This is a genomic window from Sporosarcina sp. PTS2304, assembly GCF_003351785.1.
Classification (GTDB): domain Bacteria; phylum Bacillota; class Bacilli; order Bacillales_A; family Planococcaceae; genus Sporosarcina.
On record NZ_CP031230.1, the window covers coordinates 3415664 to 3429504 of the forward strand.

The 13841-nt window shown below is 45.3% G+C and carries 10 protein-coding genes; 9 read left to right on the top strand and 1 reads right to left on the bottom strand.

From position 1 onward, the window contains the following. The first annotated feature begins 315 nt into the window (after window positions 1–315). The 4 genes from DV702_RS16465 (at window position 316) to DV702_RS16475 (ending at window position 4566) form a co-directional block, all read left to right on the top strand. The gene (locus tag DV702_RS16465; protein ID WP_114925734.1) at window positions 316–1035 is read left to right on the top strand and encodes a hypothetical protein; all 720 of its coding nucleotides are present in this window, start codon (window positions 316–318) and stop codon (window positions 1033–1035) included. Next, window positions 1036–2928 carry a hypothetical protein gene (locus DV702_RS16470; RefSeq protein ID WP_114925735.1) on the top strand — a complete coding sequence of 631 codons (1893 nt, stop codon included), beginning with the start codon at window positions 1036–1038 and terminating at the stop codon, window positions 2926–2928. It abuts the gene before it with no gap. Window positions 2929–2980: 52 nt separating this feature from the next. After that, window positions 2981–3352 carry a hypothetical protein gene (locus DV702_RS16975; RefSeq protein WP_162805851.1) on the top strand — a complete coding sequence of 124 codons (372 nt, stop codon included), beginning with the start codon at window positions 2981–2983 and terminating at the stop codon, window positions 3350–3352. Window positions 3353–3582: 230 nt separating this feature from the next. Next, window positions 3583–4566, top strand: coding sequence for a nuclease-related domain-containing protein (locus tag DV702_RS16475; RefSeq protein ID WP_114925736.1), 984 nt, complete (start codon window positions 3583–3585; stop codon window positions 4564–4566). Here DV702_RS16475 and DV702_RS16480 read toward each other — a convergent pair. Then, window positions 4558–5205 (bottom strand): hypothetical protein, encoded by a 648-nt coding sequence (locus tag DV702_RS16480; protein WP_114925737.1) that lies wholly within the window; start codon window positions 5203–5205, stop codon window positions 4558–4560. The genes DV702_RS16475 and DV702_RS16480 overlap by 9 nt on opposite strands. Window positions 5206–5313: 108 nt before the next feature. Here DV702_RS16480 and DV702_RS16485 point away from each other — a divergent pair, with 108 nt between their 5' ends. From DV702_RS16485 to DV702_RS16505, 5 genes are all read left to right on the top strand, one after another. Then, window positions 5314–6474 (top strand): CAP and S-layer homology domain-containing protein, encoded by a 1161-nt coding sequence (locus DV702_RS16485; RefSeq protein ID WP_114925738.1) that lies wholly within the window; start codon window positions 5314–5316, stop codon window positions 6472–6474. A 187-nt stretch (window positions 6475–6661) separates the two neighbouring features. Further along, the gene (locus DV702_RS16490; protein ID WP_114925739.1) at window positions 6662–7837 is read left to right on the top strand and encodes a S41 family peptidase; all 1176 of its coding nucleotides are present in this window, start codon (window positions 6662–6664) and stop codon (window positions 7835–7837) included. A gap of 81 nt (window positions 7838–7918) precedes the next feature. After that, window positions 7919–9211 carry a nucleotide sugar dehydrogenase gene (locus DV702_RS16495; RefSeq protein WP_114925740.1) on the top strand — a complete coding sequence of 431 codons (1293 nt, stop codon included), beginning with the start codon at window positions 7919–7921 and terminating at the stop codon, window positions 9209–9211. After that, window positions 9208–9918 (top strand): WecB/TagA/CpsF family glycosyltransferase, encoded by a 711-nt coding sequence (locus tag DV702_RS16500; RefSeq protein WP_114925741.1) that lies wholly within the window; start codon window positions 9208–9210, stop codon window positions 9916–9918. Before DV702_RS16495 ends, DV702_RS16500 begins: the two co-directional genes overlap by 4 nt. A gap of 455 nt (window positions 9919–10373) precedes the next feature. Next, a complete protein-coding gene (locus DV702_RS16505; RefSeq protein ID WP_114925742.1) occupies window positions 10374–13814 on the top strand; it encodes an S-layer homology domain-containing protein in 3441 nt (1146 codons plus the stop codon). The last annotated feature ends 27 nt before the right edge of the window (window positions 13815–13841 follow it).

The window sequence follows — 13841 nt, forward strand, 5'->3', positions numbered from 1 at the left end:
AGTGATCAAACTGTCTTGCCTACACAAAGACGGCTGAAGCTTACAGACGATCGACTCCGGGAGGATCAGGTCCGCCGCGCCCCCTCCGGAAAGCGTATCGTCTGGAAGCGCAAGCCGCATGACACTCCAAGTCAGCCTCACCTCATCCAACAACGCTTTCTCCACCTCTCTCCGTTCAAGTAAAACTCACAACTTCTACCAAATTCGCTCGCAATGCGAGACATTCGTTGCAAATTCGTCATTTTTTGATAAAGTAAGAGAGATAGAAATTGATAACATTCGAATGAACAAGTTGGAGATAAAGGAGAAGTACACATGCATTCTACTTACGGTTATTGGCGCTCATTAGTATATCCAGACCGACTTGCCGACCAATTAGGGCAAGGACCGGTAACGCAATTTAAACGCCGTGTGTTTGGCGTCTTCATCTTCGGCATCATCCTCTACATTCTCCGTGGCATGTGGGGCATGAATACGGACACGCTGACATATATTTTGGCAAACGGCACACTCGACGATTACACAATCAGTCGATACGTAGCCTTACTCGGATCGGTTCTGTGGTCCATTGTCTACATGGCATTCCACTTCTGGGGCGTCGCATGGATTTTAAGCTTGATCACGAATATCCCCTTCAAACCACTACTAAAATTGCAGTTAGTCGTGGTAGGATTATTATTATTTGAAAAACTCATAAACTTCCTTGTCTTCGCAGTGGCGGGCAAGGTGGCAACGGTATCGATTCTTTCGTTCGGACCGCTGGCGATGACGTTTCTTGAAAACTGGTACATTATTTTATTCGTCAATCAATTAACGATTTTCTCCGCACTTATCGTAGCGCTGCAGTATCGATTCATCAGCTTCTATAAAGTAGAAGAAGATGAATATGATTTTGGAGAAATACACAATGAAGTGCGCAAAAACACGATCTGGTTATTGATCGCACTGCAAGTAGCATTCGCGCTCATTACAGCACTCGGAGGCTTCATTCCGATTGACAAGCTACTGAACTTACTAATGATAGGGGGACTATAAATGATGAAATCACAAAACCTCATCGTAGCGGTCCTCATTACTGCGTTTATTTCGTTAAATATGTTGCTCGTATTCTCTCATAAAAGCGATATTCCGAAATCCGTTTACATTAGCGACTATGAGCGACTCGTTACAGACAATTATACGAAAGATCTTGAAAAAGAAGGCTTCATCGCACCGAAAGACTTGCATACGATTTATGTAAAAGAAGGACAAACGCTAGATTCTTGGCTCGTTCAAGAAGGGGAGTCTGTGGATGCGGGTGCGGAACTCGCTTCGCTAAAAGTCGATGACGTCGATTCACAGCGCACACAGCTCAACGCCGAATTAACAGCTCTGCAAAACCAATCTTCTGCCATTAGTCAGACGATTAGTGATCTAGAGTACGAGCAGTCGATCAGTGGCGGTTCAAAACGCAAGAATGATTACTATGATTCAAATGATGAAAATAAAGTACGTGTCAACCTTAATGTAGACGTAGAAGTGATCGAAGAAGGGACATTCTCTCAAGCGATTGCGGACGCAAAACGTGATCTCGCAAAAGTGCAACGCGAGATAGCGACACTGGATTCGAAAATTGCTGAACTGCCATCAGAAACAGCTATGACCACTCCAGTAAGCGGCTACGTGGTGAAAATCAATCGCGACACGCCATCCGTCGATATATACAGCACAGACCAAACGATTGTCACGTATGTACTGGACAAAGAATGGCCGAAAGTCGAACCGGGCGAACTCGTAACGATTCAACACGACTCGATCCGCACACCATTCATTCCGCCATTGCCAGCTAAACAACCGGACGCAGTAGGCATGCTACAGAACCAAAAAGCAGTAGCGGTTTCAGCCGACGGAACACCACCGCGTGACGTACTAATCGACGACGAACAATTTGACGGCCTCAATACGGGGGATGAAGGGAAAATCCCACCAGTCAAATTAGAGCCAGGTGAAGAAAACTTTGACGGCACATCAGGCAATCCCGACGGTTCAATGGACAACCCAGATGGCTCAATCACAAATCCGGACGGCACGCTTTCAAAGCCGAACGAACCGAATGATACAACAACCAAAACAGCTCCTGAAAATACACCAAATTCAGAAGGAACATTAAATCCGGACGGTTCAATCACGAATCCCGACGGTAGCGTAATTAATCCGGACGGCACAATCAACAATCCCGACGGCTCCATTACGAATCCCGACGGAACCATTTCGAACCCAGACGGCACCACTACTCAAACAGACGGAGCCATCACCAATCCGGACGGCACATTAAATGACGGCACACCGCCACCAGGAGCACCCGTTCAAACACAAACAGCGAAAGAAAGAAAACTCGCTGAAGTTCGCGACCGCATCCAACCGGACTACCCAACCGAAATTTCTACACTAGACGGTGTCGTAATTTCGGTTGCGAAAGTATCCGCAAAAGATGACAAATGGTTAAAAGCTTACAAGTCACTGGGCAACACGCAGAAATCCAATCCGCTCGCCTATTACGAAGTACGCATCGCACCATCAAACGAACAACTAGAGTTACCATTCGGCACCAACGTCAACACCTTCATCCAAACCGATGAAGCAAACGAAGCAGCCAGCATCCAATCCAACTGGCTACTCAACAAACACAACGACCGTGCCCAAATTTGGACACTTGACACAAACGGCCGAGCGATCCTACGCACCGTTGACACGCCATTCACCGAACTCAACCGCTCCATCCTTACAAGCGGAATCGAACCAGGTGTAATCGCTCTACACAACGACAACCTAGACAGCTACCTAGACAACCAGCGCGTCTTCCACCCACTCCCACTCCAAGTACCAAGCTGGGACAAATGGAAAGAAACCCACTGGAAAACATACGCTGGCTATTTATTCAAACGCTAAAAACTGCCCACCACTTGTGGGCAGTTTTTTTGTGTCGTCTTGAGTGGAGGGAGTGTCCGCGCTCATAGAAAGTGTACATCCGCTCATAGAATTGTCGCTCACGCTCATAGAAAGTATATATCCGCTCATAGACCTGTCATTCGCGCTCATAGAAAGTGTACATCCGCTCATAGAAGTGTCATTCGCGCTCATAGAAAGTATACATCCGCTCATAGAAGTGTCGCTCACGCTCATAGAAAGCGTACATCCGCTCATAGAAGTGTCGCTCGCGCTCATAGAAAGTGTACATCCGCTCATAGAATTGTCGCTCACGCTCATAGAAAGCGTACATCCGCTCATAGAATTGTCGCTCGCGCTCATAGAAAGCTCGCTACCGCTCATAACACCAAACTCCTCACACAAAAAATACACATTCATAACTTAATCCAAAAGAAAACATCTCTACGATATAGGCCAATAGAATCATTTTACTAATTTATTCACTTCCAAATCCTTCAACCAACTACCAAAATTGAATTCTCCCCTCAAATCCCACCCCAAAAATCAATTCTCCCTCCAAAATCCATTCAAAATTGAATTCTTCCAAAAATCCCCACAATCTAAATTCTTTGTTATAATGAAATAAACCAAAACCATCAGAACAGGAGGAAAGAAATGATCTACAAAACGCGCGCGCTACCCAAATTAATTATCGGCCAACACGCTCTATTAAAACGACTGCCAATGACCCACGAAAAGTATGAAAAAATCCACTCGGACTTCTACAACGGAAAAGCGGGATTCGGAGGGGAGAAAGAATTTGATTACTATCTGCGCGAATTCATCCCACCCTACCCACACGCCATACTCCACGACCTTTACCTAAAACAAGACCAATCATACTTTCAAATGGACTCTATTTTAATCACACCGAGCGTCATCATCCTATTCGAAATCAAAAACATCGCCGGCAAACTTCACATCAAACAAAACCCCACACAATTTATACGCGAATCCGCAACTGGACAACGAACTGTTCTCAAAAGTCCACTTGCTGAATTAGAACGTAAAAAACACTTCTTCACGCGTTGGTTACAACAAAGAAATATTGAAATTCCGCTCATGGAGTATGTCGTATTTGCCTATAGAAATGAACTAACGATTGAAAACCTCGCTGCCAGCAACATCGCATTTTCCTATGAAATCCCAAACAAACTCCGCATACTAAACATGCAGCCTGACTTTCTAACCCCTGAACAAATTCATCGACTAGCCAACGAGCTCAAAAATGCCCATCGTGAATACGAACCTTTTCCGCTCACAGAAAAATATGATCTCACCACAAAAGAACTGACATCCGGCATAGCCTGTCCAAACTGCAATCGCTTAAGCATGCGCTGGCAATCTAGAAAATGGCGATGCCTAACCTGTAACCATCAAGACCCCATTGCGCATTTAGCCGCCCTGCAAGACTGGTACTGCATCGAAGGCGCCCAACTCACCAACCGCCAATTCCGACACTTCAGCAACACACCCTCTCGCCACATCGTCAAGCGCCTCCTAGCCAATCCATTCACCCAACTATCAGGCAAAAAAAGATACGCAGTCTACCATCTCTCCCCAGAACTCCTCAACAATCCAACCAACCTCTCACTCTAAATCTAGAAACAATGAAAGAAGTGCATAATCTCCACATGCACTTCTTTTTTTCAATGAAAATTCACCGCTCATAGCCCCACCCACCGCGCTCATAGAAAGTCCCCAACCGCTCATAGCCCCACCCACCGCGCTCATAGAAAGTCCCCAACCGCTCATAGCCCCACCCACCGCGCTCATAGAAAGTCCCCATCCGCTCATAGCCCCACCTTCCGCGCTCATAGAAAGTCCCCAACCGCTCATAGCCCCACCTTCCGCGCTCATAGAAAGTCTCCAACCGCTCATAGAACGACCCACGCCGCTCATAGAAAGTCCCCAACCGCTCATAGCCCCACCCACCGCGCTCATAGAAAGTCCCCAACCGCTCATAGCCCCACCCACCGCGCTCATAGAAAGTCCCCAACCGCTCATAGCCCCACCCACCGCGCTCATAGAAAGTCCCCAACCGCTCATAGCCCCACCCACCGCGCTCATAGAAAGTCCCCATCCGCTCATAGCCCCACCTTCCGCGCTCATAGAAAGTCCCCATCCGCTCATAGCCCCACCTTCCGCGCTCATAGAAAGTCCCCAACCGCTCATAGCCCCACCCACCCCGCTCATAGAAAGTCCCCAACCGCTCATAGACCACCCACTTCCGCTCATAGAACCCCCACACCCAAAATAAAATCAAAAAAATATCTAAAAGCCCTACAAAAACCCACAAAACCCTCGGCAAATCCAGTATACTCGTAACAAAAGGAGGCCTAGTCCATGAAACTCACCCAAACTAACAAACTATTCATCAGCGCAACCGCACTCACAATCGCAGCGACCGTATCCATTCCGCCCCCGATTCAAGCGGCCGGAGCGACTACGTTCAAAGACGTGCCCGCTGATCACTATGCATACGAAGCCATCACGTACATGGCGAAACATAAAATTATCAATGGTTATGCTGACAATACATACCGTCTGAATAAACCGGTCACTCGCGCCCAGGCAGCTAAAATGATAGCGCTCGCGATTGGGGCGAAGCCGAGTCATGCTTATCGTATGAACTTCACCGACGTCACGATGGAAAACGGGGCGTACGAATATATTCGCGCGCTTACGGAGAAAGGCTTATTTGCTAATAAAGAAAAGTTCAAGCCGAACGCTCCGTTGACACGCGGGCAAATGGCGAAACTACTAGTCCTTGGCTACAACATTATTACCGATGACAATGATTTCATTCGTTTCGCGGACGTAGAAAAATCCAACGGCTCCTACGAATACATCATTACGATCGCTGAACTGAACATTACGACTACACGCCCGGGCGCACAGTTCAAACCGAATCATCCGGTCACCCGTGCGCAAATGGCCGCTTTCTTATACCGGACGATGGAATTTGACGACAAACGCAAAGAAGGACAAATCGTCTACGACAAAAACAAGAAAGCTTATGTAGATAAAAAACAAGTTTCACCGCCAACAACCGAACCACCAAAGCCGACACCCGAACCACCCAAGCCAACACCAGAACCACCAAAGCCAACACCCGAACAACCGTCACTAGCGGCACAAACGATTATCGCCATTAATGCGAAACGGAAAGCAGCAAAAGTGTCGCAGTTGCAAGCCGATCCAGCTCTTAACCGAATTGCTGCAGCAAAAGCAGAAGACCTAGCGAAGCGGGGGGAACTGACGCATATTTCCCCGACGTACGGAACCACAGCAGAAATGCTCAAGAAATTCGACTACAACTATATCGAATTTGGTGAAAATATCGGGATGGGTTTTGACGACGCAAAGGAAATTACTGATGCGTGGGCAGCGCAGTCAGGCAATGAACAAAATGTGTTATGTACGGTATTTACGCATATTGGAGCGGGGACAGCGACTGATAAAGAAGGAACTATTTACTGGGTCAGTCTATATTCGAAAAAATAATTCAAGGCAAATCGCTTAATTGAGACTGATTAGGGTATAGTGAAAGAGTACATACAAAAATTAGCAATGGTCAGTAAGGAGCAATATTTCCAAGGTGGTATACACCAGCTATTCGAAGCCGGCACTACATGTGCATAGGAACATGTATCCTCAATAGACAGTACGAATTGCTAAAGGAGGAAGCGCTATGAAACGAACACTACTAGCTACAGCGACCGTCATCGTCTGGCTTTGCCTGGCACCAACAACCTCAGCCGCCACGCTAGATGAAGTGAAAGAAATTGTCGAAATTTATTATTACGGACAACAGCCAACGAATATCCGACAGGCAACGACGCTTAGTGAAATCATTAATCAGCTAGACGAATACTCCGTCTACTTAACGCCTGCTGAGTACAATGATTACTTAAACCAATACGCACGTGCGGATTCGGCTACACAAGTCGCCACGCTCGCTGCACCTATGAATACAGACAATGTACAATCCCATATGCTATACGGCAACGTCGGTTATTTGAAAATCAAAACGTTCTCCGCGCATCTATTAGAAGACGTCAACACACACTGGGCACGCCTGAAAAGTCAGGGTGCTGAAAAATTGATGCTCGACTTGCGTTTCAACGGAGGTGGGTATGTTGAGAGTGCCGAACAATTACTCGGCTTTTTCCCGAAAGCGAAAATGGCCTATAGCTTAAAAACGCGCCTAGGTACAGAACATGCTAAGGCGGTACCGGCGAAAAACACATTCCCGGCTGACACATACGTTCTCGTCAATCGCTACTCTGCTTCCGCGTCAGAAATCGTGGCGGTCAGTTTGAAAGATCAGGAAGCGGCAGTCGTAGTAGGGGAGACGACGAAAGGAAAAGGTAGCGTTCAATCACTATTCGAACTTGAAAATGGCGGAGCGTTGAAATTGACGACTGGTCATTACACAGGACCTAAAGGAACGCCCGTGCAACATAAAGGAGTCAAGCCGACGATCTACATGAAGCCCGGTACAGAACAGACCGGCATGCATAAGCGGCTCGTCATGGCGGACTTAGTGGCGAAAAACTATAAATTTATTGAGGGGCCGACAGATGTTCCGCAGCGTAAGACATTTAACATTGAATTTACGCAGGCGATGAACTTTGGTCCGGCTGAAAAGTTCAATAAGATGGAACTTATCAAATTCGGCAGCGTCTCTATACGTACAAGCAAAAAGCAAGTGGGGGCGAAAACGATGACGATCCAGCCAGCGACTCCGATGCAGCTGGGCGGGGAGTATATGCTCATCGTCCACCCGGGAATTCAAGGGACGAACGGCAAAAACGTCATTCAAGGCACGTACACACCGTACACTGTGCAAAAGGCAGTGAAATAAATTGGTAGACCGCTCGATAACTTGCTATACTATATAGATGTCAACAATAAGACGAAATGAGAAAGCGAAGGTAATACACCCATGGAAAAGAAATTATGCGTAGTAGGCCTAGGCTACATCGGTCTTCCGACGGCCGTCATGTTCGCTAATAGCGGTCTGCAGGTATACGGTGTCGATAAAAACGAACACGTCGTACAATTGATCAACAACAAGCAACTACATATAGAAGAAAACGGTCTGCAACAACGTCTTGAGCAAGCGGTAGATGAAGGGCACTTTACCGCATCTACTACACCGGTCGAAGCGGATACGTACATTATCGCAGTACCGTCCCCGATCAACCCGGACAACACAGCGAATCTCGAGTTCATCCGACAAGCGACCGCATCGATCGTACCATTCGTCAAAAAAGGCGCACTCGTCATTTTGGAATCGACCGTGCCACCGAAAACAGTGGAAAACATCATGTTGCCGGAACTGCGTAAAACGGGCTTGATTCTAGGCGAAGAACTATTCGTCTCTCATTCACCGGAGCGCGTCATTCCAGGCAAGATTTTCGAAGAACTCGTCAACAATGACCGGATCGTAGGCGGCATTAATCCGAAATCAGCAGAAATGACGAAAGAGCTGTACCAAGCGTTCGTCCAAGGAACCATTCATTTAACAGACGCGACAACAGCAGAACTCGTCAAAGTAATGGAAAACACGTACCGTGACGTCAACATCGCATTTGCCAATGAACTTGCGAAAATTGCAGAGACGATCGACGTGGACATTTGGGAAGCGATCAAGTTTGCCAACTTCCACCCACGCGTCAACATCCATACACCAGGCCCAGGCGTAGGCGGTCACTGTATCGCAGTCGATCCGTGGTTCTTAGTCGAACTCGCACCGGACAAAGCAGACATTATCAAAAAATCACGTCTAACAAACGACGGTATGCCGATGTACACTGCGAAACGTGCACAAACGTTATTACAACAATACGGTATCGAAAATGGCACAGTGGCGGTTCTTGGATTGGCGTTCAAAGGGAATGTAGACGACATGCGCGAAAGCCCGGCGACAAAAGTGATCGAATCATTAGAGCAACTAGGACTTACTGTCACATCATTCGATCCGCACATTAAAGAACTACAGCATCCGACACAAACGGCAACGATTGAAGAAGCTGTCGAAAATGCGGATCTTCTTCTATTAACTACTGACCATGACGAATTCAAGCAACTCGACCCAGCTAGCTTGCAGACGAAGCAACCGCGACCGATTATGTTCGATGCAAAAAATGCACTCAACGCAGATCACTGGGAGCGAGCCGAGTACCGCTACTTCAAACTAGGTGACGGCAAAAAAGAAGGACAGCTGACGACATGAAAGAAGAAATACTAGGTGTTTCCGTCAATACCGAAAACTATGATGAACTCATTCCAAAAGTATTTGCCAATATAGAGGAAGGGAAAAAATCGCTCGTCGTGGCGATCAATCCCGAAAAACTCATGAAAGCAAAAGAAGATCCAGAACTACATGCATTGCTCAACCGGGCAGAATTCCAAATCCCGGATGGCATCGGTGTCATTCTGGCATCGAAGCTCAACAAAGGCAACATCCGCTCCCGCGTGACGGGAATCGACATGATGGATCGCATCGTAGAAGAAGCCGCCGCTAGAGGGAAGAAAATTTTCCTCTACGGTGCCAAGCCTGGAGTTGCAGAAGCCGCGGCCGCGAAACTGCAAATGACCCACCCGTCCATTCACATCGCCGGCGTCCAGCACGGCTACGAAAAAGACATTCAAGTCGTGCTCGATACGATTAACGCTGCACAGCCGGATATTCTATTCGTAGCGATGGGATCACCGAAACAAGAGCAATGGATTGAACAATACCGCGACCAGTTGCATCCGACGTTGTTTCAAGGAGTAGGCGGATCATTCGACGTGCTGGCGGGCAATATTAAACGCGCACCTGCCGCATTCCAAAAAGCGGGAGCGGAATGGTTCTATAGACTCCTACTAGAACCAAGCAGAATCAAACGACAAATGAACTTGCCGAAATTTCTCGTAGAAGTGTACAAGAAGAAGTAAGAAGTGTAAGGAAGAAGTAAGTAAATAATGCACGGTATTATAGTTTCCTAATCTTGTAATCTACTAAGATAGGTGATAGAATACGAAAGTGTAAGGGTAATTTCCTCATTGAATATAGCACACATGTGCAAAGCGTTACGGTTGGTTGACCGCTAACAAAAAGGCTTGAACAGTTCCCATCTGTTCAAGCCTTTTTGTATGCAAATTTCCTATGCATTGCTGAAAGTACCTTTTTTTAATTTATGTTGGAAAATACTTGTATTCTATTATTGTTTCTATAGAATAGAAGATGCGGCAAAAATAAATCGCCGTTATAGGACATGAGACTAGTAAACATCTAAGATTCAATTGACATTTTACCAGTTCTTATCTATACTTTACTTGTAATGCCTACTACTTTCATACATAGGTAGTAACAGGCAAAAACAGAGAGACCTTAAGGAGGAAATTATTCAATGGCTAACCAACCAACGAAATATCGCAAGTTTGTAGTAGGGGCTGCTTCAGCTGCATTAGTAGCATCAGCAGTAGCACCAGTAGTAAGCGCTGCAACTTTCAGCGACACAAAAGGCAACACACACGAAGAGGCGATCAACGCACTATCTGAAGCAGGTGTTATCACTGGATACCCGGACGGCACATTCAAGCCGAACAAAACACTTACTCGTTCTGACGTAGTAAAATTGATGGGTAAATGGTTGATTTCAAAAGGGTATGAAGTACCAACAGACTACAAAACGAAACCACGTTTTGCAGACCTAAAGACTACTTCAAACGACGAGCTTCTAAAAATGTCTGCACTAGTTTATGATAACGGACTATTCGTTGGTAAACCAGACGGTACATTAGATGCATCAGGCGACATCACTCGTGAAAACATGGCAATCGTTCTTGTTCGTGCATTCGACCGCGTACATGACATTGACCTAGTTTCTTATGTGAAAGCACAAGATTTCAAGAAAGACGTTACAGACCTAGGCAAAGCGAAAGCTGAAGCACGTCCTGCAATCGACGTTCTAGACTTCTTCGACATCACAAACCCAGCTGCACCTCAGTTCAACCCGAAAAGCACAACAACTCGTGGACAGTTCGCTACATTTGTCTACAAAACAGCTAACACTGATTTCTCTAAAGTAACTGGCGGCACGACTGCAAACGGCGTAGCAAAAGTTACTGGCGTGAACAACACAACTGTTGAAGTAACATTCAAAGAAAAAGTTGACAACATCGACTCTTTGAAATTCACAATCAACGGATTGACTGTATCTAACGCTGCAATTAAACAAACAGATGACAAAACTGTAGTATTGACAACTGCATCTCAAAAAGGTGGAGAAAAGTACACAGTAACAATGAACGACAAAGAAATCGGTACATTCACTGGTATCGAAGCAGTAGTACCAACTTCTATCAAGTTGACTGCTGGTAACAACCAAGCAAAAGTTGGAGATCAAGTAATTCTTTCAGCTGACGTTGGTCAAAAAACTGCAGGTATCCCTGTAACATTCAACATCGACGCACCACTTGGTTCATTGAACAAAGACCAGGTTGTTGAAGTAATGACAAATGCAGAAGGTATTGCTACGTATTCTTATACACAGTACTCTCCTGACGCAGACAGCATCACAGTATACCCAACTGGAGCACCACAACTACGTGACTTCGCTACAGTTTACTGGGGTAAAGAAACAATCCTTACAATTGAAGAGTCAAAAGCTACTGCTGGAAACGTACTTGCTAACGGTGTAAAGAAGACTTACACAGCAATTTACAAAGACCCTAAAACAGGTCAACCTCTAGCTAACAGAAAGTTGAATGTAACATTCGTTGAAAACTTGAACGTACCATTCAATGCAATTTCTAAAGCTACAGTAACAAACCCTGCTACAGGTATTACGGTAACACCTTACCAAACTTCTACTGGTCTGAAAGAAACAATCCAGATCACTACAGATTCAGAAGGTAAAGCGACATTCATCGTTTCTGGAACAAACACTTCTGTAACACCTGCAGTATTCGTTGACGGATCACGTGCTGGATTCTACACAGGTAACACTGGATGGGGTTCAGGTACAGATACATTAGATTATGCAAACGGACTTTGGGAGTCAACTGAATTAACAGTTACTGCTCCAAAAGTGAAGTTTGAAGGTGCGCAACTTCAAAGCCAGATCACAGTAACTCGTGACGGTGAAGAAGAAGCAGCTGCAGTTTATGGCTCTAAACTTAACGGTCGTGAGTATTCTATCAAGGTTAACGATAAAGACGGAAAAGCATACGCTAACGGTCTAGTAAACGTATCACTTGATGAAATCATGGATCGCAACGTATCAACTAACTCTAACGCGAAATTTGCAAACGTAGATAAGAGTGATGCGCTATATGACTTCACGAAGAACAACCAACAAGCGAAAATCAAGTTGGACTCTAAAGGTGAAGCGAAATTTGTTCTTTACGGAGCAAAAGGTGATGTAGGAACACCAGTAGTATGGATCGACCAAAACACTTCTGAAAACAACCAATCAGGCGTTCTTGAAGAAGGCGAGCCATTCTTCAAAGCACCAGCAACTAACTTCCAGTACGAGCGCGTAATTGGCGGTAAGTTGACTCTTGAAGGTAAAACTTCTGACCAAAATATCAAGCGTGGCGATGACGTTGCTAACTACTTGTTCGCATTGACTAACCAAAGCGGTGAAGAGCTTGAGAATCTAGAAGGTAAAATGACTTATGAGATTCGTAACACAAGCGGTCAGCCGATCGTAGTAAACGTTCCAAATGCAGCTTATAAGACACAAGACAACAAAAATGTAACTGCAAACTACCGCATCGAAGAGTACGGTAGCATTACAATTACAGCTAGCGTGACTTCAAAAGCGCAAACAGCATTGAATATCTCTGCTGCTAATGCAGATCAACCAGCAACAGTTGTCGTAACACCTTCTTTCGTTACAGTTGATAAGTTCAACGCAAGCAATGATAACGGTGCAGCTACTGACAACCGTGACTTCAATAAATATGTAACTGCTAAAGCACTACAAGCTACATTTATTCTTGCTGACGGAATCCCTGCATTCGCACCTGGTGCAACTGTTGAGTGGGCGAACGTAAGCAAAAACACATTGAAGCTAAAAGGCTATGCTGGAATTATTAACTTCGAAAATGCTGATCTTTCAATCTTGAACAGCAATATCGGTGCTCTTCCTGCTACAGGATACACAAATCTTCCACTTTCAGTATTCAAAGATTACATTAGTGAAAACGATGTAATTACATTTACTAAAGGTGCAGACGGTAAACACGTGATCAAGCTAGAAGTGAACAACGCTGGTAAGAATGACGGAACAACAACTCCTGGAAATGCAAATGACGTAGTTGTGAAAGCAGTTGCTAAAACACTTACAGTTGGTGGTGCAACAGTTACATTAACTGCTAATGACTTAGCTACAAGCAACAACAACTTACCATTGAATTTAACAGGTGCAGCATCTACTAGCGACGCTACAGTTGCTACTGCAACTACAACAAACAATAACCTAGTAATCACTCCAGTTGGTAAAGGTACAGCTAACGTTACTGTTAGCGTAACTGATGGTTCAATCACTAAGATTGCAACTGTAGCAGTGACAGTTAATGAGGCGGGTGCAACAGTGAACTTCAATACAATCGGTGCATCAAACAAAATCCAGTCTGACGGCCTAGGAAGCAACTTGGCTTCATTCCTTAAGTCTCAGTTAGCTCCAAACCTACAAGGTACTTCTTATGAATTGAAAATTGGTAACAAAACGTACAACTTCGTTCAAAGTAATGCGAACGCAGATCGTTACTATGTAACTGTTCCACAATCTGAAGCTACTGAAGCACAAATTAACGCAGGTTCTTTCATCGTAAAGAAATAATTTTAAGCAACTATGCACAAAGATGGT